The sequence below is a fragment of the Candidatus Blastococcus massiliensis AP3 genome (assembly GCF_000582785.1).
In the GTDB taxonomy this organism is placed as follows: Bacteria; Actinomycetota; Actinomycetes; order Mycobacteriales; family Geodermatophilaceae; genus Blastococcus; species Blastococcus massiliensis.
The window spans coordinates 696,465-717,348 of the sequence record NZ_HG931175.1 but is presented as its reverse complement, the minus strand read 5'-3'; the positions used below and the strand labels follow the sequence as shown (position 1 = coordinate 717,348).

19 protein-coding genes are annotated in these 20,884 nt (G+C 73.6%); 8 read left to right on the top strand and 11 right to left on the bottom strand.

The genetic code is table 11. The features are described from left to right. Positions 1-156: 156 nt before the first annotated feature. The gene (locus BN344_RS17510) at positions 157-1,338 is read left to right on the top strand and encodes an acetoin utilization protein AcuC (RefSeq protein ID WP_040339754.1); all 1,182 of its coding nucleotides are present in this window, start codon (positions 157-159) and stop codon (positions 1,336-1,338) included. Then, positions 1,331-4,030, top strand: a complete 2,700-nt coding sequence (locus BN344_RS17505) for a bifunctional acetate--CoA ligase family protein/GNAT family N-acetyltransferase (protein WP_040339753.1) — start codon at positions 1,331-1,333, stop codon at positions 4,028-4,030. The genes BN344_RS17510 and BN344_RS17505 overlap by 8 nt, the downstream gene beginning before the upstream one ends. Positions 4,031-4,082: 52 nt before the next feature. Here BN344_RS17505 and sigB read toward each other — a convergent pair whose 3' ends face one another. From sigB to BN344_RS17490, 3 genes are all read right to left on the bottom strand, one after another. Then, the gene (gene sigB / locus BN344_RS17500) at positions 4,083-5,075 is read right to left on the bottom strand and encodes an RNA polymerase sigma factor SigB (protein ID WP_040339752.1); all 993 of its coding nucleotides are present in this window, start codon (positions 5,073-5,075) and stop codon (positions 4,083-4,085) included. 243 nt (positions 5,076-5,318) lie between these two features. Next, positions 5,319-5,750 (bottom strand): D-aminoacyl-tRNA deacylase, encoded by a 432-nt coding sequence (gene dtd / locus BN344_RS17495; RefSeq protein WP_040339751.1) that lies wholly within the window; start codon positions 5,748-5,750, stop codon positions 5,319-5,321. 76 nt (positions 5,751-5,826) lie between these two features. Then, a complete protein-coding gene (locus BN344_RS17490; RefSeq protein WP_040340113.1) occupies positions 5,827-6,504 on the bottom strand; it encodes a DUF1028 domain-containing protein in 678 nt (225 codons plus the stop codon). 153 nt (positions 6,505-6,657) lie between these two features. Between BN344_RS17490 and BN344_RS17485 the strand changes: the two genes are divergently transcribed. Further along, a complete protein-coding gene (locus BN344_RS17485; RefSeq protein WP_197022368.1) occupies positions 6,658-7,590 on the top strand; it encodes a DUF368 domain-containing protein in 933 nt (310 codons plus the stop codon). Positions 7,591-7,635: 45 nt separating this feature from the next. On the opposite strand, the gene BN344_RS17480 is transcribed toward BN344_RS17485, so the two are convergent. Further along, on the bottom strand, positions 7,636-9,051 hold the full coding sequence (locus BN344_RS17480) for an NAD(P)-binding protein (protein WP_040339750.1): 1,416 nt from the start codon (positions 9,049-9,051) through the stop codon (positions 7,636-7,638). Between the two features lie 247 nt (positions 9,052-9,298). On the opposite strand from BN344_RS17480, the gene BN344_RS17475 reads away from it, so the two are divergent. From BN344_RS17475 to BN344_RS17465, 3 genes are all read left to right on the top strand, one after another. After that, positions 9,299-9,892, top strand: a complete 594-nt coding sequence (locus tag BN344_RS17475; protein ID WP_081788733.1) for an HhH-GPD-type base excision DNA repair protein — start codon at positions 9,299-9,301, stop codon at positions 9,890-9,892. Positions 9,893-10,019: 127 nt separating this feature from the next. Further along, positions 10,020-10,352, top strand: a complete 333-nt coding sequence (locus BN344_RS17470; protein ID WP_040339749.1) for a DUF3099 domain-containing protein — start codon at positions 10,020-10,022, stop codon at positions 10,350-10,352. A gap of 74 nt (positions 10,353-10,426) precedes the next feature. Then, entirely contained in the window at positions 10,427-10,654 is a 228-nt protein-coding gene (locus BN344_RS17465; protein ID WP_040339748.1) for a DUF3039 domain-containing protein, read from the top strand. A 71-nt stretch (positions 10,655-10,725) separates the two neighbouring features. Here BN344_RS17465 and BN344_RS17460 read toward each other — a convergent pair whose 3' ends face one another. The 5 genes from BN344_RS17460 to ppgK all read right to left on the bottom strand — a co-directional run bounded on the left by BN344_RS17460 (position 10,726) and on the right by ppgK (position 17,440). Then, positions 10,726-11,835, bottom strand: coding sequence for a YihY/virulence factor BrkB family protein (locus BN344_RS17460; protein WP_051516068.1), 1,110 nt, complete (start codon positions 11,833-11,835; stop codon positions 10,726-10,728). Between the two features lie 71 nt (positions 11,836-11,906). Beyond that, positions 11,907-14,099 (bottom strand): VanW family protein, encoded by a 2,193-nt coding sequence (locus tag BN344_RS17455; protein WP_040339747.1) that lies wholly within the window; start codon positions 14,097-14,099, stop codon positions 11,907-11,909. A 142-nt stretch (positions 14,100-14,241) separates the two neighbouring features. Then, positions 14,242-14,466, bottom strand: a complete 225-nt coding sequence (locus tag BN344_RS17450) for a DUF7455 domain-containing protein (protein ID WP_081788800.1) — start codon at positions 14,464-14,466, stop codon at positions 14,242-14,244. Positions 14,467-14,975: 509 nt separating this feature from the next. Beyond that, entirely contained in the window at positions 14,976-16,358 is a 1,383-nt protein-coding gene (locus BN344_RS17445) for an RNA polymerase sigma factor (protein ID WP_040339746.1), read from the bottom strand. 308 nt (positions 16,359-16,666) lie between these two features. Continuing rightward, the gene (gene ppgK, locus BN344_RS17440) at positions 16,667-17,440 is read right to left on the bottom strand and encodes a polyphosphate--glucose phosphotransferase (RefSeq protein ID WP_040339745.1); all 774 of its coding nucleotides are present in this window, start codon (positions 17,438-17,440) and stop codon (positions 16,667-16,669) included. A 55-nt stretch (positions 17,441-17,495) separates the two neighbouring features. Between ppgK and BN344_RS17435 the strand changes: the two genes are divergently transcribed. Then, positions 17,496-18,311, top strand: a complete 816-nt coding sequence (locus BN344_RS17435) for an inositol monophosphatase family protein (protein WP_040339744.1) — start codon at positions 17,496-17,498, stop codon at positions 18,309-18,311. Between the two features lie 8 nt (positions 18,312-18,319). Here the strand turns inward: BN344_RS17435 and BN344_RS17430 are convergent, their stop codons facing one another. Together BN344_RS17430 and BN344_RS17425 are read right to left on the bottom strand one after the other, a co-directional pair. Further along, positions 18,320-18,865, bottom strand: a complete 546-nt coding sequence (locus BN344_RS17430) for a LytR C-terminal domain-containing protein (RefSeq protein WP_040339743.1) — start codon at positions 18,863-18,865, stop codon at positions 18,320-18,322. A 67-nt stretch (positions 18,866-18,932) separates the two neighbouring features. Further along, the gene (locus tag BN344_RS17425) at positions 18,933-19,979 is read right to left on the bottom strand and encodes a phosphotransferase family protein (RefSeq protein ID WP_040339742.1); all 1,047 of its coding nucleotides are present in this window, start codon (positions 19,977-19,979) and stop codon (positions 18,933-18,935) included. A 298-nt stretch (positions 19,980-20,277) separates the two neighbouring features. Here BN344_RS17425 and BN344_RS17420 point away from each other — a divergent pair, with 298 nt between their 5' ends. Then, positions 20,278-20,577, top strand: a complete 300-nt coding sequence (locus BN344_RS17420) for a DUF4193 domain-containing protein (RefSeq protein ID WP_040339741.1) — start codon at positions 20,278-20,280, stop codon at positions 20,575-20,577. Positions 20,578-20,884 lie beyond the last annotated feature (307 nt).

The window sequence follows — 20,884 nt, the reverse complement described above, 5'->3', positions numbered from 1 at the left end:
GTGTCGATCGGCCAGTCTACGGGGGCGAGGTGGCCGGACAGGGCCGCGCGGAACGCGGTCCGGCCGACGCGTCCCGGGCCGCGCCGGTAGCGTCGATCCCGCCGGCGGTCCGCGTGCGACGTGCGCGAGCGGAGCACCGCGGCACGAGGAGGTGCGGTGAGCGACTCGGTCGCCGTCGTCTGGGACGAGGCGCTGCTCGGCTACACCATGGGCGGGGACCACCCCCTCCACCCGGTGCGGCTCGACCTCACCATGCGCCTGGCCGAGGGGCTCGGTGTCCTGGGGACCGACCGCGTGCGCGTGCTGCGCCCCACGCCGGCCGGCCCCGACCTGCTGACCCTGGTGCACGATCCGGCCTACCTCGAGGCGGTCCGCCGGGCGCCGGCCGATCCGACCGTCGGCCACGGCCTGGGCACCTCGGACAACCCGATCTTCGACGGCATGTACGACGCCGCCGCGCTGATCACCGGCGGCAGCGTGCTGGCCGCCGAGCAGATCCACACCGGGGCCGCCCAGCACGCGGTCAACATCTCCGGCGGGCTGCACCATGCGATGCGCGACGCCGCGTCGGGTTTCTGCGTGTTCAACGACGCCGCGGTGGCCATCGCCTGGTTGCTGGGGAAGGGCTACGAGCGGATCGCCTACGTCGACCTCGACGTCCACCACGGCGACGGCGTGCAGGCCGCCTTCTACGACGACCCGCGGGTGCTCACGGTGAGCATCCACCAGACCCCGCTCACCCTGTGGCCGGGCACCGGCTTCCCCGAGGAGACCGGCGACGAGGAGAAGGCCTCGGGCAGCGCGGTGAACCTGGCGCTGCCCAACGGCACCGACGACTCCGCATGGTTGCGCGCGTTCAGCGCCGTCGTCCCCAGCGTGCTGCGCGCGTTCCGGCCCCAGATCCTGGTCACCCAGTGCGGCTGCGACTCCCACCACGAGGACCCGCTGGCCGACCTCGGGCTGACCATCGACGGCCAGCGGGCGAGCTACCGGGCGATGCACGACCTGGCGCACGAGCTCTGCGACGGCCGCTGGATCGCCCTGGGCGGCGGTGGCTACGGCCTGGTGCGCGCCGTGCCCCGCGCCTGGACCCATCTGATCGCCGAAGCGGCGGGCTCGCCGCTGGACCCGGCGACGGAGATCCCGCAGTCCTGGCGGGACGACGTCGTCACCCGGGGCATGCGCGCCCGCCCCCCGACGCACATGACCGAGGGCGGGTACACCGGCTTCTCGCACTGGGACGCCCTCAGCGGTTCCCGGGTGGACCGGGCGATCCTGCGCACCCGCCGGGCCAGCTTCCCGCTGTTCGGCCTCGACCCGGACGACCCCCGTGACTGAGCGCCCGACAGGCCCTGACGAGGCGGCCCCCACCCCGCCGCCGCACTGGGAGGCCGACATCGTCGCCGCCGACGGCGGGACGGTGCACCTGCGCCCGATCTGCCCGGAGGACGCCGACGGCCTGACCGGGCTGATGGAGCGCAGCAGCGACCAGACCCGGTACTACCGGTTCTTCGGGCCGATGAAGCGGCTGTCGGACAAGGACCTGCACCGGTTCACCCACGTCGACCACGACGCCCGTGTGGCCTTCGTGGTGCTGCTCGGCGACCAGGTCATCGCGGTCGGGCGCTACGACCGCTACCCCGGGACCGACGACGCCGAGGTCGCCTTCCTCGTCGAGGACGCCCACCAGCGCCGCGGACTGGGCTCGGTGCTGCTCGAGCACCTGGCCGCGGCCGGCCGGGAGCGCGGGATCAAGCGGTTCGTCGCCGAGGTGCTGGCGCAGAACAGCACGATGGTGCGGGTCTTCCAGGACGCCGGCTACAAGGCCTCGCGCTCCTACGAGGACGGCATCGTCCACCTGACCTTCCCCATCGAGCAGACCGAGGACGCGCTCGCGGTCGCCTACGAGCGCGAGCAGCGCAGCGAGTCCCGCTCCATCGCCCGGCTGCTCACCCCGTCGTCGGTGGCGGTCGTGGGCGCCAGCAACGACGAGGGCAAGATCGGCAACGCGCTGCTGCGGCACCTGCTCGACTACGGCTTCGCCGGTCCGGTCTACCCGGTGAACCCCTCGGCCCGGCACGTGCGCGGGGTGCCGGCGTACGACGACATCGAGTCCATCCCCGACGACGTGGATCTCGCGGTCGTGGCCGTTCCTGCGGGCGAGGTGACCGGCGTGGTCGAGGCCTGCCGGCGCAAGCGGGTGCGCGGGCTGATCGTGGTGTCCGGCGGGTTCGGCGAGGTGGGCCCCGAGGGCCGGGAGGTGGAGCGGCGGCTGGTCGCCTCGGCGCGTGCCTCGGGGATGCGGGTCGTGGGCCCGAACTGTCTCGGCGTGGTGAACACCGACCCCGCGCTGCGGCTCAACGCCTCGCTGGCGCCCATGGTGCCGGGCCGGGGACGGGTGGGCTTCTTCGCCCAGTCCGGCGCGCTCGGGGTGGCGCTGCTGGAGCAGGCGCGCAGCCGGGGCATCGGGCTGTCCACCTTCGTCTCGGCCGGCAACCGCGCCGACGTCAGCGGCAACGACCTGCTCCAGTACTGGTCCACCGACCCCGGCACCGAGGTGGTGCTGCTGCACCTGGAGAGCTTCGGCAACCCGCGCAAGTTCGCCCGGCTGGCGCGCACCGTCGGCCGCACCAAGCCGGTCGTCGCGGTGAAGAGCGGCCGCCACGTCGGCGTGACCCCGGGCCTGGCCGGCACGTCGGTGGCCGTGCCGGAGCAGTCGGTCGCCGCGCTGTTCGCCTCCGCCGGGGTCATCCGCGTCGAGACGGTGGCGCAGATGTTCGACGTCGGCACCCTGCTCGCGCACCAGCCGCTGCCGGCGGGCAACCGGGTCGCGATCGTCGGCAACTCCACGGCCATCGGGGTCCTGGTGGCCGACGCGGTGCTCGAGGAGGGCCTGGACCTCGCGCACGAGGCGCCGGTCGACATCGGCGTGAGCGGGACGCCGGAGGAGTTCCGCGACGCCCTGCAGGCCGCGGTCGACGACGACCGTGTCGACGCCGTGGTCGCGGTCTTCCTGCCGCCGCTGATGGCGGGGTCGCACGAGTTCGGACCGGCGCTGCGCGAGGTCGCCGTCGGCTCCTCCAAGCCGGTGCTCGCCAGCTTCCTGTCCACCGAGGGCGTGCCGCCCGAGCTCGCCGTCCCCGACGAGCACGGGATGCCGGCGCGAGGCTCGGTGCCCTCGTACAGCACGCCCGAGCGGGCGGTCATCGCGCTGGCGAAGGTCGCCGAGTACGCCCGCTGGCGCCGTCGGCCCGTCGGTGACGTGCCCGAGCTGCCCGACGTCGACGAGGCGGCCGCCCGGGCGCTGGTGCGCGGCGCGCTGAAGGCCGCGCCCGCCGGCCGCGAGCTGGACGACGACGAGCTGATCGCGCTGCTGGGCGCCTACGGGGTCCCGCTGCTGGGCACCCGCACGGTCACCGACGCGGAGGCGGCGGTCGCCGCGGCGGAGGAGATCGGCTACCCCGTTGTCCTCAAGTCGACGGCGCCCTGGCTGCGGCACCGCTCCGACCTCGGCGGTGTGCGGCTGGACCTCGCCGACGCCGATGCCGTGCGCGCGGCGTTCGCGGCCATCCCGTCCGGCGACCCGGTGATCGTGCAGGAGATGGCGGCGCCCGGGGTGGCGACCGTCGTGGAGATCGTCGACGACCCGTCGTTCGGTGCCCTGGTCAGCTTCGGCGTCGGGGGAGTGGCGACCGAACTGCTCGGCGACCGGGCCTTCCGCACGCTGCCGCTCAGCGACCTCGACGCGGCCGAGCTGGTGCGCGGACCGCGGGCCTGGCCGCTGCTGAACGGCTGGCGCGGCTCGGAGCCGGTCGACACCGCCGCGCTGGAGGACCTGCTGCTGCGGGTGGCACGGCTGGCCGACGACCTGCCCGAGGTGCTCCGCCTGACGCTGGAGCCGGTCATCGTGGGCCCGGCCAACCCGTGGCACGGCGGACGCTCGCTCGTGGTCGCCGGCGGCACCGCCAGCATCGGCCCGCCGACCGCCCGGGTGGAGCCCGGCCCCCGCCGGATGCGCTCACCGGTGTGACACGACGAGAGCCCGCCCCCTGCCGGGGACGGGCTCTCGTCGGTCGCTGGTGCTACGCCAGGTAGTCGCGCAGGGCGTCGGCGCGCTCCGGGTCGCGGAGCTTGGCCATCGTCTCGCGCTCGATCTGGCGCACCCGCTCGCGCGACAGGCCGAACTGCTTGCCGATCTGCTCCAGCGTCCGCGGCTGCGAGCCGTCGAGGCCGAAGCGGAGGACGACGACGTCCCGCTCCCGGTCCTCGAGCGTGTTCAGCACGTTGCGGACGTCGCCCTTCATCATCTGGAAGGCGACGGCGTCCTCGGCCACCGCGGCGTCGGCGTCCTCGATGAAGTCACCGAGCCGCGACTCCTCGTCGGCACCCACGGTCTGGTCGAGGCTGACCAGGTCGCGGCTGTGCTCGAGCAGTTCGACCACGCGCTCCTCGGTCATGTCCAGCTCGAGCCCGATCTCCTCGGGGGTGGGCTCGCGCTCCAGCTCCTGGTGCATCCGGCGCCGGGTGCGGACGACCTTGTTCACCTGCTCGGCCAGGTGGACGGGCAGCCGGATCGTGCGGCCGGAGTCGGCCATGGCGCGGGTGATCGCCTGCCGGATCCACCAGGTGGCGTAGGTCGAGAACTTGAAGCCCTTGGTGTAGTCGAACTTCTCCACCGCGCGGATCAGGCCGACGTTGCCCTCCTGGATGAGGTCCAGGAAGGTCATGCCGTGGCCGGTGTAGCGCTTGGCCACGGAGACGACCAGGCGCAGGTTGGCCTCCAGCAGGTGAGCCTTGGCGGCCTTGCCGTCGACGGCGAGCGCCTTGTAGTCGCGCTTCTTGGCCGGCGTCAGGTCCGGCTTCTCGCCGAGCAGGCGGTCGGCGTAGAGGCCGGCCTCGATCCGCTTGGCGAGCTCGACCTCCTGCTCAGCGGTGAGCAGCGCGGTCTTGCCGATCGTGTTGAGGTACACGCGCACGAGGTCGGTCGACACGAGCCCGGTGGTGTCGGGCTCGCGGCGCGCGGTGCGGGAGCGCACCTCGAGGGTGTCGTTGGGGGAAGACTGCAGCAGCGTCACGGTGCTTCTTCGTCCTTGCCTTCGGTTCGGATGCACCCCGCCGGTCATCGGTGGCGCGGCGGCGCTGGCATCCGGGCGTCAATGGGGCTCCGGGGGTGTCCGGACCTACCCCGTTGCTCTTCTGTCCGGTGTGGTACGCACTGCACAACGGCCCGGACGGGGGCGCGTGTTCCACAGGACCCCGGTTCACAGGCAACCCGCAGGTAGTGTTGTCCCTCACTCTGCTACCCGGGGAGCTCCGGCTCAGACCTCCAGCAGCAAGGTCATCGGCCCCTCGTTGACCGACGAGACCTGCATCTGCGCGCCGAACACGCCGGTCGCCACCCGGGCGCCGCGGCGGCGCAGCTCGGCCACCACCTCCTCGACCAGCGGCTCCGCGACCTCGCCGGGGGCTGCCTCGCCCCACGAGGGGCGCCGTCCCTTGCGCGTGTCGGCGTAGAGGGTGAACTGGCTGACCACGAGCACCGGCAGGCCCAGATCGGCGGCCGACACGGCGCCGTCGTCCCCGGGGAAGATGCGCAGGGCGTGGATCTTGCGGGCCAGCTGACGTGCCCGGTCGCCGTCGTCGGAGTGTCCGACTCCGACCAGTGACAGCAAGCCGGGGCCGATCTCCCCGACGACGGCCCCGCCGACGGTTACAGCCGCTGTAGACACCCTGCTCACGACGGCGCGCACGGGGTCATCCTCCCGCGGCGCGTCTCCACCGGCGTCAGGAGGTGAACAGGCCGGTCGCCGACCAGGCCTCCGACGGTCAGCCCAGCTGCTCGCGCACCATCTGGCCGAGCGGGTCCTCCCGGGTCGGCAGCTTGCTGATCGCCGGCGCCAGCAGCTCGCCGAGTTCGTCGTGGAGGCGGCGCAGTTCGGCCGCCGGATCCCGGGCGTGGTCGGCCCGCAGGTCCCACAGGGGGTAGGCCTCCTGGCCGTGCACCAGGACCGAGCCCGACAGCGCGCCCTCCCGGTCGGCGCCGGTGGCCTCGCCGGCCTCCAGGGCGCGCAGGATCCGTTCGACCAGGTCCAGCTCCGGGTGGGCCTCGAACGCCGCGGCCGCCTCCTCGAGGGTCTCCGGGCCGACGAGCCGGTTGCCCTGCAGTGCGTAGCCCTCGCCCACCCGGTCACCGGACCAGTCGAGCGTGCGGGCTCCGGAGTGCACGGCGACGCGGCCACGCCGGTCGACGACGCCCACCTGCCGGAACTCCGCCCCGGGGTCCACGGCCAGCACCATGTCCAGGGTCTCCTGAGCCGACCGTCCGGCGTCGAGCAGCGGGAGGCCGTCGTAGGCGTGGTAGGGGTTCATGCTGGCCTGGCTGCTGATCGCGCCGGCGCCGGACCGTGCGTGACAGGCGATCTTGCCGACGCCGACCATGGCGGTCAGGGCGCCGACGCCGATCTCCCCGGTCCGAGGGCAGCGGGCGACGATGGAGAACGTCATGGTCCGCACGTGCCCACGGTGGAGCGGCCCATTCGTCGGGTCCGGTGTGCGCGCTGGATCCCGTGTGCCGCGTGGGACCGGAGGCCCGACGCGCCGATCCCGGGCTCCGCGGGCGACCGGGCCGACGGCCGACGGCCCGTTAGTCTCGTGCCGGTGTATTCACCGATGTCCGGCAGTTCCACGCCGCCCGCGCCCGAGTCGCGCCTGACCGCCGCCCCTGGCCACGTCGTCCGGGGCATGGCGATGGGCGTCGCCGAGGTGGTGCCCGGTGTCAGCGGGGGCACCGTCGCCCTCGTCGTCGGCGTCTACGAGCGGCTCATCGACGGCGCGGGGCACGTCGTGAGCGCCCTCCGGCTGGCCGTCACGCGACAGGGGGCGGCCGCCCGTGCGGAGCTGGGCCGGGCACACTGGTCGACGATCCTGCCGGTGGTGGCCGGGATGCTGGTCGCCGTCCTGCTCGCGGCCCGGTTCATCGAACCGCTGATCGAGGAGCACCCCGTCGGGGCGCGCGCCGTCTTCTTCGGGCTGGTGCTGTTCTCCATCGTCGTCCCCGCCCGGATGGTGGGCCGCTGGGCGCGGCGGGACGTCGCGGCGGCGCTGCTGGCCGCGCTGGCGGCGTTCCTGCTCACCGGCCTGCCGCCGAGCGGCGACGTCGAGCCGCAGCTCGTGGTGGTGGCACTGGCCGCTGCGGTCGCCATCTGCGCGCTGGTCCTCCCGGGGGTGTCGGGCTCCTTCCTCCTGCTCACCCTGGGGCTCTACCAGCCCACCCTGGCCGCGGTGAACGACCGGGAACTCGCCTACCTGGGTGCCTTCGCCCTCGGCGCCGCGCTGGGTCTCGGCCTCTTCGTCAAGGCCCTGCAGGCGGCGCTGCGGCGGCACCACGCCCTCACGCTGTCGGTCATGACCGGTCTCATGGCGGGCTCGCTGAGGGCGCTGTGGCCGTGGCAGGACCAGGACCGCGGTCTGCTGGCTCCGGACAGCGGGGCGCTGCCCATGCTCGCGCTCGCGGTCGGGGCCGGCCTGGCGGTCACGGCGGCGCTGGCGCTGCAGACCCGCGTCGAGCGCCGGGCGGCCGCGCAGTCCTGACGGCCGATCCAGCGGCGGGGGAACCGGGTCTCCTTCATCCAGAGGTCAGGTGGGACTCGTGCGATCGGCACCACGACGTGCGAGATTGGCCATCGCCGGCCCGAAGCTCGTCGCCATCGACGTCAGCGCACCGGCGACGTCAAGGTCGTCGACATGGCTGCTCGCGCCGGCTGCAGGGTTGAGCCGGCAGGCCTCGGTCCACGCGCCGATGTCCCGTTGGGTACCGCGCGCGGCCAGCCCACTCATCCCTGCGTACGCCGTCCGCAGCGCCCCCGCGACGTCGTCCTCGAAGGTGAGCACGGGGCACAACCGGTTCTTCTCCTGGTCGTCGTCCCGGGTCGCCTCGACGTACCCGATCGTGGCTGCGCTCCACGGCACGAGGCCGACCGTCACGTACTGCAGCAGGATCCGATCGCCGGAGAAGACGGGATGGGCGGCTGTGGCGCGGACCCCGGGTGCGGTGCAGTCGACGTACACCTCGCCGGGCGTCGTCGGCAGCTCGGTCACGACGTCGTCGCGGGACAGCACCAGTGAGTGCCGGCCGATCCGGCGCACGTACCCCCCGCGCTCGACCCGGGAGATCGACCGCAATGCGTCGATCTCCCCGACGCTGATCGTGGCTCCTCGCCAACTGCGCGGCTCGACGGCCGGGTCGATCCGCACGAACACGCCGGACGCTTCCAGCCGCTCCGCGAAGTCGTCGCCGTCGACCGCGTCGGCAGCCGCCTCCAGCCACCGCGCCTGCAGCTGCATGAACGATCCGACCAGTTCAAGGGGTTGCATGAACGCGCGGTCGAACAGCCAGGGGTCGCGGGCCCGGATCCAGCGGATCCGCTCCGGGTCGACACCCGCCTCGAGCAGCCAGCAGCACGTGTCCATCGCGGTCTTGCCGGCTCCGATGACGGTGAAGCCGTCCGGTGCCCCGCCCAGGTGGACGAGGTGGTTCGGCGGTATGACCTGCACCCCGGGGTCGACGGCGTAGGCCGGCCGACGCTGCGACGGGATCTCGGACTGCACGTAGGTCGCATCCACGAGCCTGCGTGCGCGGATCGTCGTCTCAGCGCCCGTCAGCAGCGACGCGGCGTGGTGCCCCTCGCTGTCCGCACCCCGGTACTCGGACATCGGCAGGAAGCGGACCCGACCCGACGCGAGGAAGTCCTGCTCCAGGACCTGCGCGTAGTAGTCGCAGATCTCGTCGGAGGCCGCGCGCTCGTACCAGCCCCGGTTGCCCCCGGCCTCGTCGATGCGATCGTGTCCGAGCCGCCGGGAGGGAACGCCGTAGTACGCCGACGGCTGGTGCAGCCGGACGAACGGGTAGGCGTCGAGCCAGTGCCCGCCCGGCCGGTGCCGACGGTCCACCATGACGACCCGGGCGTCCGTCTGCGCCAGGAGTACATCGACGAACGCCATCGCCGAGGCGCCCGCGCCGACGACGAGATAGTCGGTGTCGATCTCGCGCATGGTCGCTCCCAGCCGCGGGCCGCCCCCTCGGACGGCAGGAGGGGATGGTAGGCCTCGGGGCGCCTTCCCGATGCCCCCTTCCGCGCGCTCCGTCGCAGGTCGCCCGGTCGGCGGACCAGGTCCTCGGGATCGCCCCAGGCGCAGGGCCGTGTAAGCCCCGGTGGTGACGTAGCCGGTCCCGGAGTGGTGACGACAACCGTGCTGGCGGGTGGGTGCGACGGGACCAGCGTGCGGCACCATTCAGGGTGTGCCGACCCTCCGCATCGCCCAGGACCCCGCCGCCGACGAGCTGCTCGGCCGCGACCCGCTCGCGCTGCTGATCGGGATGCTGCTCGACCAGCAGTTCCCCATGGAGCGGGCGTTCGGGGCACCCCGTCTGCTGGCCGACCGCCTCGGCGTGGACGCCCTCGACGCCGCGCAGCTGGCCGGCGCGGACGCCGACGAGCTGACCCGCGTCTTCCAGGGCCCGCCCGCGCTGCACCGGTACCCGGGGTCCATGGCCGGGCGGACGCAGGAGCTGTGCCGGCTGCTGGTCGAGCGCTACGACGGGCGCGCCGAGAACCTCTGGGCCGACGTCCCCGACGGCGCGACGCTGCTCCGCCGGCTCAAGGAGCTGCCGGGCTTCGGTGCGCAGAAGGCGGCCATCTTCCTCGCGCTGCTCGGCAAGCAGTACGCCGTCACCCCGGCCGGCTGGCAGGAGGCGGCAGGGGCCTACGGCGAGCAGGACTCGCGCCGGTCGGTGGCCGACATCAGCGGACCCGAGTCGCTCGCCGAGGTGCGCCGCTTCAAGCAGGAGCAGAAGCAGGCGGCCAAGGCGGCGAAGCAGGCCGACCGCGCCTGAACACCGGCCCGAGGTCGGCAGCGCCACGGGTGCCTGCACGCCGCGTTCCGCGGTGGCACCATGGTGCGCGATCCGGGGTGCGCCGGGGGTCTGCCCCGGTCCGCCCACGGCGGAGGGATGGATACCCGTGGCCAGCAACGAGCAGTTCCCGCGGCCCCGCCGGTCCGAGCCGGTGCTCATCACCGAGGCCCAGACCAGCAGGCTGGACGAGCACGCTGCCCGGAAGAAGCGCTACGCCATCACCATGCTCGTGCGTGGCGTCTGCCTCGTCCTGGCCGCCGTCTTCTACCAGGTCGTCTGGCTGATGCTCATCTTCGCGGTCCTGGGGACCATCCTCCCCTGGATCGCCGTGGTCATGGCCAACGACCGTCCGCCCATCAAGCGGCAGCAGGTCAACCGCTACGACGCCCGTCCCGACCGTGTCCTGGAGAGTCGCCCCGCACGCGTCATCGAGGGCTGAGCCATCATGGACGCCGGTGCGGCGGCGTCCGGAGGACCGGGCCCGACCGCGGAGAGGACCCAGGGAGCGAATCAGTGAGCAGCAGCGACATCCTCGAGCGGCCCGACGTCCGCGATGCGGACACCGGCAACGCCAACGAGGTCTTCCACTACGTCCGCAAGAACAAGATCGCGGAGAGCGCCGTCATGGGCACCATGGTCGAGGCGCTGTGCGGCGAGGTCTTCCCGGTGACCAAGACCCCCAAGCCCGGCAGCCCGGTGTGCCCGGCCTGCAAGGAGGTCTACGAGCAGCTCAAGAAGTAGAAGGACCCTGTCCTCCTCATCCCACGCAGGCTCGGGACGAGCCTCGGGACGGGGCCTCAGCGGCCGGGCGCCTACTGCAGACCGAGCCTCCTGGCCTCCTCCTGGAGCTTGGCCTCGCGCCGCGCCCGCCGGCGACGGTCGTGCCGGCGCAGCGGGGCCGGCCAGCGCTCCTGGATGGCGGCGTTGAGCTCCGCGCCCAGCAGCACTGCCATGCCGAAGAAGAAGCAGAACAGCAGGATGCCGATCGGGGCGGCCAGGGCGCCGTACGGCAGCGCCGCGGACAGGATGTCGGTCACGTACGTCCGCAGCAGGAGGGCCGACACGATGAAGAAGCCCAGGGCCAGGACGGCGCCCGGCAGGTGCCGGTTCCACGGCAGCCGCTTGGGCAGCACCACGTTGTAGAAGCTGGTGAGCGCCAGCAGGAGCCCGATGAGCACCGCCGGCCAGTAGATCCCGTCGATGAGCACGGTGGCGACCGGCCGCCAGCCCGCGGGGAGCAGCGACACCAGCACCTCGCGGCCGAGCACGAGCAGCGGCAGGGTGAGGACGGCGACGACCATGCCCACGATGAACAGCCAGAGCGCCTTGAGGCGCGTGCGGATGGGGCCCCGGACGTCGCGCTGGTCGTAGGCGATGACGATCGTGTTCATGAAGGTGGCGGTCGCCGACGAGCCCGCCCACAGCGAGACCAGGAAGCCCAGGCTGACGACGTCGAGCCGGCCCGAGCCCAGGATGTCCTCGAGGGTCGGGGCCACCAGCGAGTCGACGACGTCCGGGGTCAGCACCTCGGAGGAGGCGCTCAGCAGCTTGTCCTCGATCTCCTTGACCGCACCGGCGCCGATCACGTCACCGAGGTAGCCCAGCGAACCCAGCAGGGCGATGAGCAGCGGCGGCACGGAGAGGATCTGCCAGAAGGCGGCCTCGCCGGACAGCCCCAGGATCCGGTCCTGCCAGGCCTTCGCCAGGGTGCGGCCGAGGACCCGCAGCGGTTCGCGGACGAACGCCGGCCACGCGTCCAGCCGCCGGGAGCGGGAACCCTCGTCGCGGGTGGCACCCGAGCCGGTGGCCGGGGGGCCCACCTCGGGCCGTGGCTGCGCGGCAGCCGGCTGCGGGTCCGCGCCGTCGGCGCCCGTGGCGTCCCCGGCGTGCGCCGGGGAGCCGCTGGGCAGCACGGCGCTCATCCGACCAGTGTGCACGCCCTCGACCGGGCCGGACCCGGTCGCATCGGGGGCCGATGCGCCGGGTGAACCGGTCAGCGCCCCCGCCGGCCGCCGGGACGGCGACCGCCCGGGGCGGGGGGCCCGGCCGGCGCCGTGCCCTCGGGACCCGGAGGCGGCGGCGGACCGTCGGGCGGCACGCAGGTGATGACGGCCTCGGCGGCGTAGCGGGTCTGGAAGGTCTCCCGCTTGATCTCCGCGCCGGTGCCCGGGTCCTTGAACACGCGGGTGACGGTGATGTCGAAGCCCGGCACGCCCGGCTGCGGGATGCAGTTGCCGTCGTCGACCTTGGTGAGGACGGCGGGCTCCCGCGGGTTGCGCCGCTCGCTGCTGATCGACTCGATGTCGTACCGCTTGGTGCCGTAGAAGGTCACGGTGATCGAGCCGGGCGTCCACCGGGTGTCGATGTAGACGCCGGTGTCGCTGTCGTTGCGCCACTGCAGGTCGATGGCACCCTCGTACACCGTCGCCTCGCGCCCGGCCGGGTAGCGGCTGATGTAGAAGCTGTGCGGCTTGTGGAAGACGTCCTCGAGCCCGGCGAAGAAGACGGCGTTGAACATCGTCGTGGCGAACTGGCTGATCCCGCCGCCGACGGCCTTGGCGAGCTCGCCGCCCTGGATGACGGTGGCCTCGACGTAGCCCTGCGCCGTGCCGCGCGGCCCGGTGTAGGTGTTGAGGCTGAACGTCTCGCCCGGCAGCACGACCGCACCGTCCACCTCGGCCGCGACCACGCGGATGTTCTCGCCGCTGGCCGCGTTCCCGATGTTCGTGGTGAACGAGCTGATCTCCTCCCGGATGCCGAGCGCCTCGGCCTCCTGGGTGGTGAACTCGGCCGGCACCGGGCCCAGCTCGGCGGTCACCGAGCGCGGGGCCGGGTCGGTCAGCACGCCCATGAGCTGTTCGGCCAGGCGGACGGGGTCGACGCCGGTGCCGTCGACCGAGGGGACGACCCGCACGCCACCGCCGGCCACCTCGAAGGAGGCGTCGCGGGCGGGCGTGCCGAAGACCGCGAGCTCGTCGCCCAGCGCCGTCTGCAGTGCGGCCGGGTCGATACCGACCTCCAGCTCTCCGTCCTCGGTCGGCGTGAAGGTCAGCGAGGCGGCGAGAGCGGAGACAGGGACCTCCGCGGAGCGCCCACCCTCGGCGCCGTTCACCTCCACGGGGGCGGCGAGGGCCGGGACGACCGTCTCGGCGAGCACCCGCTCGGCCTCCGCCGTGTCGACGGAGACCGGCTCCACGTCGACGGGGAGCTCCAGGGGATCCGCGGGGTCGGCCTCGCCGGCGAGCGTGTCGAGGATCGTCTCCGCCGCGGCCTCGCGGTCCAGCGTCCGTCCGTCCGCCGGCTCCAGCACGCGGGGCGTGGTGCCCTCGATCGCGATGGTCGCGTCGGAGGGTGCCCGGTCGACCGAGGCGGCGACCGCGTCCAGCTGCGCGTCCAGCGCGGTGTCGTCGGTCTCGAGGACCGCGGCGACCTCGCGATCCGAGAAGAGGCTGGTGAGCCGCGTCCAGGGGTTCAGCGGCTGGTCGTCGGCGTCGCGCACGGTGGCGGCGACGTCCAGGCCGATGCCGGCGGTGACCGGGGAGAAGGTGCCCTCCACGTCCTCGGCCACGAACGGGCGGTCGGCCGCCACCCGCGGGGCGAGGTCCTCCTCGAGCACACCGCGCGCCGCGGCGGGGGAGAGACCGCCGATGTCGAGGCCGGCGACCACCGTGGAACGAGGCACCTCGCCGGAGGCGACCAGCAGGTCGACGCCGTAGACGGCGGCCAGCAGCGCGACGCCACCGGCCGGGATCAGCACTGCCCGCCGGCGCCACCAGGAGCGGCCCCGGCCACCGGCCGGCGGGAGTGCGCCGTGACCGCCGTCGTCGCCGCCGTCGTCATCGCCCGGGTGGGCCGCGGCGATGTCGGCCGCGGAACCGAGCTGCTGGGTCTCCCACTCCGCGTCGTCCGGCTGCGCGACGGGAGGAGGTGCCGTGGAGGCCTGGGCAGCGTCGCGTGGCGCGGGGGAGGGGTCGGCCGGAGCTGCCTCGGCCTCGGGCGCGCCGCTGAGCCAGTCCCGCGGGACGGGGCGGGTGTCGTCGATCTCGACGCCGTCGGCGGCGTCCGGTCCCTGCGGCGCGTCGTCCTCGGCGGACGACGGCCGTGCGGGTTCGAGCGGCGGGCGGTTGTCGGCCCCGTCGGCGCGCATGCGCACCGTCTCGTCGGGCGCGGGGTGGTGCTGGGACATCGGGGTGTCCTCCGGTCGCCGTCGACCGGGGGTCCCCGGGAACGACGGAGCCGCCGGCCCCCCGTCCGCTCGAGGCGGTACGGAGGTGCCGGCGGCGTCGTCGGGTGAGGCTGTCATCGCGGGCGCGACGATAGCGGGTCTCTCACGCTGTTACGCGCTGGTCGCCCTCGGTGTCGATGATGTCGACCGCGATGTCGCGGAGCTTGCTCTCGTACGCGCGTGCGTGGTGCCCGCAGAAGACGAGGTCGCTGCCACTGGCGAGTACGACTCGCACCTTGGCCAGAGCCCCACAGCGGTCGCAGTGGAAGGGAACGACGAGGTCTTCGGTGGGCGGGGTCGTCGTCAGCGTCTGGGTCATCTGGCTCATCACTCGCTCTCTACCGCACGGACCCGCGGCTGCGGATCGGCCTCCTGCACAGCGCCAGGATGGCCCCTCGTGTTCCCGTTCCGCTGCCCGTGAACACTGACTCGCCGAATGAGATGAGTCCGTGATGTCGGGCGTCGGATCGGGCTTCAGCAGGGGACGTCACTGGGGTGGTACCGGTCGTGCACGTGCTGGTCTCGCGCGCCGTACCGGTCGGGTGACCGGTGCGGCCGTGGGTCCGCTGCTGTTCTGACGTCCCCCACGCTACGCGGTCTACCCGACAGATGTCGGCGCCAACCCGCCCGGCTTCCCCGGTGACCCCTTCCGGGTGGTGGGGAGGAGCCGAGGACGGCAGCCGCGACCGGCAACGCGGACGGTCCACGGAACGGAACTGACGACCCAGGGTCGTGCCGAGTGGGGCCCGAAGGGTCCCGCGCAGGCACGACGGACGCGCTCGTCGCCGCCGGGGTACGGCTCCTGGCCGCGGTGTCGTCCGGTGGACGAACGATCACTCAGTCGAGGTAGTCGCGCAGCACCTGGGAGCGGCTGGGGTGGCGCAGCTTCGACATGGTCTTGGACTCGATCTGGCGGATCCGCTCGCGGGTCACGCCGTAGACCTGACCGATCTCGTCGAGGGTGCGCGGCTGGCCGTCGGTCAGCCCGAAGCGCAGCCGGACGACGCCGGCCTCCCGCTCCGAGAGGGTCTGCAGCACGCTGGTCAGCTGGTCCTGCATGAGGGTGAAGCTGACCGCGTCGACGGCCACGACGGCCTCGGAGTCCTCGATGAAGTCGCCGAGCTGGCTGTCGCCCTCGTCGCCGATGGTCTGGTCGAGGCTGATCGGCTCCCGGGCGTACTGCTGGATCTCCAGCACCTTCTCCGGGGTGATGTCCATCTCCTTGGCCAGCTCCTCGGGAGTGGGCTCGCGACCCAGGTCCTGGAGCAGCTCACGCTGTATGCGGCCGAGCTTGTTGATGACCTCGACCATGTGCACCGGGATGCGGATGGTGCGGGCCTGGTCCGCCATGGCGCGGGTGATGGCCTGTCGGATCCACCACGTCGCGTACGTCGAGAACTTGTAGCCCTTGGTGTAGTCGAACTTCTCGACGGCACGGATCAGGCCGAGGTTGCCCTCCTGGATGAGGTCCAGGAACGCCATGCCGCGGCCGGTGTAGCGCTTGGCGAGCGAGACGACGAGGCGCAGGTTGGCCTCGAGCAGGTGGTTCTTGGCGCGCTCGCCGTCGCGGACGATCCAGTTGAGGTCGCGGCGCATCTGTGGGGAGAGCTTGATGCCCTCCTCCTCGACCTGGCGCAGGCGCTCGGAGCCGTAGAGCCCGGCCTCGATCCGCTTGGCGAGGTCGACCTCCTCCTCGGCGTTGAGCAGCGCGACCTTGCCGATCTGCTTGAGGTAGGCGCGGACGGAGTCGGCCGAGGCGGTGAGCTCGGCGTCCTTGCGGGCCTGCCGCAGCGCCTCGGACTCCTCCTCCTCGTCCCACTCGAAGTCGGTGCCGCCCTCGGCGGCCTCGTCCTCGGCGGGGGCGACCTCGACGCCGTCCTTGCCGGTCATGACCGTCTCGTCGAGCTTGAGACCTTCGGAGCCGGCGTCGACCACCGCGACCGTCGCGCCGTCGGTGGCGACGGCGGTCAGGACCGCGCCCTCACCGGTTCCGGGGGAGGGTGCGATCGCGGGCTTCGTCCGGGACTTCGCGGGAGCCTTCGCCGCCTTCTTCGCGGGAGCCTTCTTCGCCGCACGGGCCGGGGTGGCCGGCGCCGCGGCGCCGTCGCTCTCCGGGACCGCCGAGGTGGCCCTGGGGGCCCGGGTACCGGCAGCGACCGTCCTGGACCGCTTGGCGGTGCTCGCGGCGGCTGCGTCCGGTGCTGGCTTGTCGGCGGGCACTCAGGTTCCTTCCCGTGCTGGGGGCGTACTCCAGGGGACCGTGTGGTCCTCGGGTAGCGGCTCCGGCTCTCGCCCTGGGGTCGAGAGGTCCCGGCAGACCGGCGCGGTGTTTGACCGCTTGACGGGCAGGGGATCCCTCCCGGCTGGAGGGCGACGGGCTGGGGCTTTTCCATTGTAACGACGGCCCCCGCGGTTTCCACCGCCCCAGCACCGCCGGTCTCGCTCCGACGGGGCGTTTCCGCCCGCCGTGGAGCGTGCGGGGCCCCGCCGGGTCCGGGAGCCGCGCGGGCTTCCCGGCGCCCCTGGGGTCACGTGCGCCCCACCGGTTCCGGGTCGTGGCCGGCCTCCGGACGCTCGGCGGCGGCCAGCGCCGCACCGACGATGCCCGCGGTGTTCTGCAGCAGCGCCGGCACGACCGGTGTCCGGGTCGACAGCAGCGGCACCCACTTGTGCGCCTTCCTGCTCACCCCGCCGCCGACGATGATCAGGTCCGGCCACAGGCCGGCCTCGAGCACGTCGAGGTAGCGGTCGACCCGCTTCGCCCACGCGGGGTAGCTGAGGTCCTCGCGCTCCCGTGCGGACGCCGCGGCACGGTGCTCGCCGTCCTCGCCGTCGACCTGGATGTGCCCGAACTCGGTGTTGGGCACCAGGCGCCCGTCGACGAACAGGGCGCTGCCGATGCCGGTGCCGAAGGTCAGCATGAGGACGACGCCGTCCCGGTCGCGGCCCGCGCCGAAGCGCATCTCGGCGATCCCGGCGGCATCGGCGTCGTTGAGGGTCTCGACGGTGCCGGGGATCAGCCCCGACAGGCCCGCGTCGACGTCGGTGCCGATCCAGCTGGGGTCGACGTTGGCGGCCGTATGGGCGACGCCCTTCTTCATCACGCCGGGGAACGTCACCCCCACGCGGCCCGTCCAGTCGAAGGAGCGGACGATCTCGGTCACGACGTCGAACACGGGCTCCGGGCGGGCGGGCTGCGGCGTGTCGATCCGCACCCGCTCCCCGACGAGGCGGCCCTCCTCGAGGTCGACCAGACCCCCCTTGATGCCGCTGCCACCGATGTCCACGCCGAAGCCCTGCATCGGGCCAACGTACTGAGGGGAGCGTCCCCGGGCACGGCTGCGGCAGGATCGGCCCGTGACCGCAGCGCACCCCGATCCGCAGGCCCTGCTGAGGCTCGCCGTCGCGACCGCGCACGAGGCGGCCGAGCTGGTCCGGCAGGGCCGGGCGGTCGCGGCCGACTCCGTGGACGCCAAGTCCAGCCCCACGGACGTCGTGACCGCCGTGGACACCGCCAGCGAGCAGCTCGTCGTCGGACGGTTGCTGGGGGAGCGGCCCGACGACGGCGTGCTGGGGGAGGAGGGCGCCGACCGCCCGGGCACGAGCGGGGTCAGATGGGTGGTGGACCCGATCGACGGCACGGTCAACTTCCTCTACGGCCTGCCCGCCTATGCCGTCTCCATCGCGGCGGAGGTCGACGGCGTCGTCCGCGCCGGAGTGGTCCTCAACGCGGCCACCGGTGAGCTGTTCACCGCCGTCGCCGGCGGCGGCGCGTTCGTGTCCGGCCCCGCGGCGCCGCAACCGGTGCGGCTGGGTGGCAGCCGGCCGGCGTCGCTCGAGCAGGCACTGGTCGCCACCGGCTTCGGCTACCGGGTCGAGCAGCGGCGGGAGCAGGGCGCCGTCGTGGCTGCCCTGCTGCCCCGCGTCCGGGACATCCGCCGGTTCGGCAGCGCTGCGCTCGACCTGTGCGCGGCCGCCGCCGGACGGGTGGACGCCTACTACGAGGCCGGCCTCCACCCGTGGGACCACGCAGCCGGAGCCCTGGTGGCCGCCGAGGCCGGCCTCGTCGTGGCCGGTCTGCCGGGACGGCCGTTCGCCGAGCCGCTGGCGGTGGTCGCCGCGCCGTCCGTCGCCGACGAGTTCCTGGCCCTGCTGGCCGAGCTGCACCCCTGAGGACGGCGTCAGCAGGCGGCCGTGGCCTCCTCGGCCTCATCGAGCGTGGCGTTGACCTCGTCGTCGGTCGCCAGGCTCTCGCCGATCACGAACCCCGGCCCGAGGACGAGGTCCACCTGCTGGGTGGCGCGGGTGTCCTGCCAGGAGCCCGCGCCAGGGAGGTAGAGCGCCACGAAGGCCGCGGTGCCCTTGCCGCTCGGGCCGTGCCGCACCTCGCCCACACCGGTGACCTCGCGGCCGCTGCGGTCGTTGGCGACCTCGGCGATGGTGAACCCGCGGGCGGCCAGGTCGTCGGCGACCGACTGGGCCAGACCGCCCTGGTCCGAGGCGTTGAACACACGCACCGACACGGTGGCCGGGTCCAGCGCCTGGGGCGCCGCCTCGGCCTCGGCGCACGCGGCGTCCTGCTCGGCCTGCCGTTCGGCGTCCGCGCGGAAGACGTTCCACCACACGCCGAGCGCGACGAGCGCCAGCGCCACGAGGAAGATCAGCGGCGGCAGCGGCCGGCGCCCGCTGCGGGCCCGCACCACAGGGCGCTCGGTGCGCAGCGTCACTGTCACTCTCCTCGCCGGGCCCGGGGGGACATCCCGGTCTGGTGGAGCTTAGAGCCGGGCCGGCTCCCTAGATCGCACCGTCCTCGAGTGCGGCGCGTCCCATCTCCACCACGGGGTCGATGCGCTCGGCGTAGCCGCTGGTGTTCTTGCCGGCCATCGCGCCCGCGGCGGAGCGGGCGACGATCCCGGCGATGATCGCGGCGAACTTGAAGAAGGCGAACCCGACGTACCAGTTGAGGTCGGCCAGGTCGGCGCCCGTGCGGTTCGCGTACCGCTCGGCCGCCTCCAGGCGGGTGGGGAAGCCGGGCAGGGCCGTCAGCCCGCTCTGGCTCGAGGCGCGCTCCTCACCCGCCTGCGGCCAGTAGACGAACATCATCCCGATGTCGGTCAGCGGGTCGCCGAGCGTGGACATCTCCCAGTCCAGGACGGCGCGGATGCGCCCCGGCGTCGTCGGGTCGAGCAGGCAGTTGTCCAGCCGGTAGTCGCCGTGCACGATGCTCGACCGCTGCGTGGTCGGCACCGTCTCGGCCAGCCGGGCTGCCAGGGCGTCGAGTGCGGGGCGGTCGCGGTCGCGGGTGGCGTCCCACTGCTTGGTCCACCGGCGCACCTGGCGGGCGGCGAAGCCCTCCGGGCGACCGAAGTCGGACAGGCCCACGGCCTCGTAGTCGACCGAGTGCAGGTCGGCGAGCACGTCGATGAGCCCCTCGCCCACGGCGCGCCGCTGTGCCGGCTCGTCGGCGTACCCGGGCGGGAACTCGCTGACGGCGTGGATGCCGTGCACCCGCTCCATGACGTAGAAGGGCGCCCCGAGCACGGAGTCGTCGGTGCACATGTGCAGCGTGCGGGGCACCGGCACGTTCGTCGGGCCCAGGGCGGAGATGACCCGGTGCTCGCGCGCCATGTCGTGCGCCGTGGCCAGGACGGCGCCCGTCGGGGGCCGGCGGAGGATCACGGAGTCGTCGGGCGAGCCGCCCTGCGGGGTCACGATGTACGTGAGGTTCGACATGCCCGCCGCGATGAGTTCGACGGTGACCTCCCGCCACTGCTCGTCCCCCAGCGCACGCGCGAGGTAGGGGCCCACGACGGTCGGATCAGCACCCACGGGAGTCGCCACGGCGGCAGGGTAACCTCTGGCGCTCCGCAGCCCGGCAGCCCGTTCCACGGGCCGAGGTGTCGCCCGCGATCCTTCGGGCACAAACCCGGCCCTCAGGGCGTTGGGCGGCTGGCGGATCCATCCCTCGTCCACCTGGGCGAGGAACGGGAGCCGGCGCCGCCGGGCGCTCCGGACCAGGGGGCCCTGCGGACGGACCACCTGTCGCCCACCGGCGACCGGACCAGACGATGCGCACCACCCGGCGCAGCGCCAGACGAAGCGGGCGCGACGCCCGCGAGAACACCGGAAGAAGGGCACCATGGCCACCGACTACGACGCTCCGCGCCGCAACGAGGCCGACGAGCTCGGCGAGGACTCGCTCGAGGAGCTCAAGGCACGCCGCGCCGAAGCCCAGTCCTCGTCCGTCGACGTCGACGAGACCGACTTCAACGAGAACCTCGAGCTGCCCGGCGCGGACCTCTCCAACGAGGAGCTGACCGTCCGCGTGCTGCCCAAGCAGGAGGACGAGTTCACCTGCTCGCGCTGCTTCCTGGTGCAGCACCGCAGCCGGCTGACCAGGACCAAGGGCAACGAGCTGTACTGCCGCGACTGCGCCTGAGGAAGGACCTCGTCCTCCCCGCCCGTCGCAGGCTCGGGGGCGGGCCCCGTGACGAGGCCGTGGCCGATCGGCCGGGAAGGGACGCGATGACCGAGGACGGCGCGCGCAGCGGGCCGGTCCGGGACGTCCCGGCACCGCGGCCGGTGACCCCGCCCCCGCCCCCGCGGAGGAGAGCGGTCTGGGTCGCGCGGCCCGGCTGGTCGCCGAGGCCGTGTCGGGGCTGGTCGGTGCGGGACAGGCCGCCCCAGGCGGGGACACGGCCGGGCCCACCGCCCGAGCCGGGCTGCGGGGACGTCCTCGGCGCCGT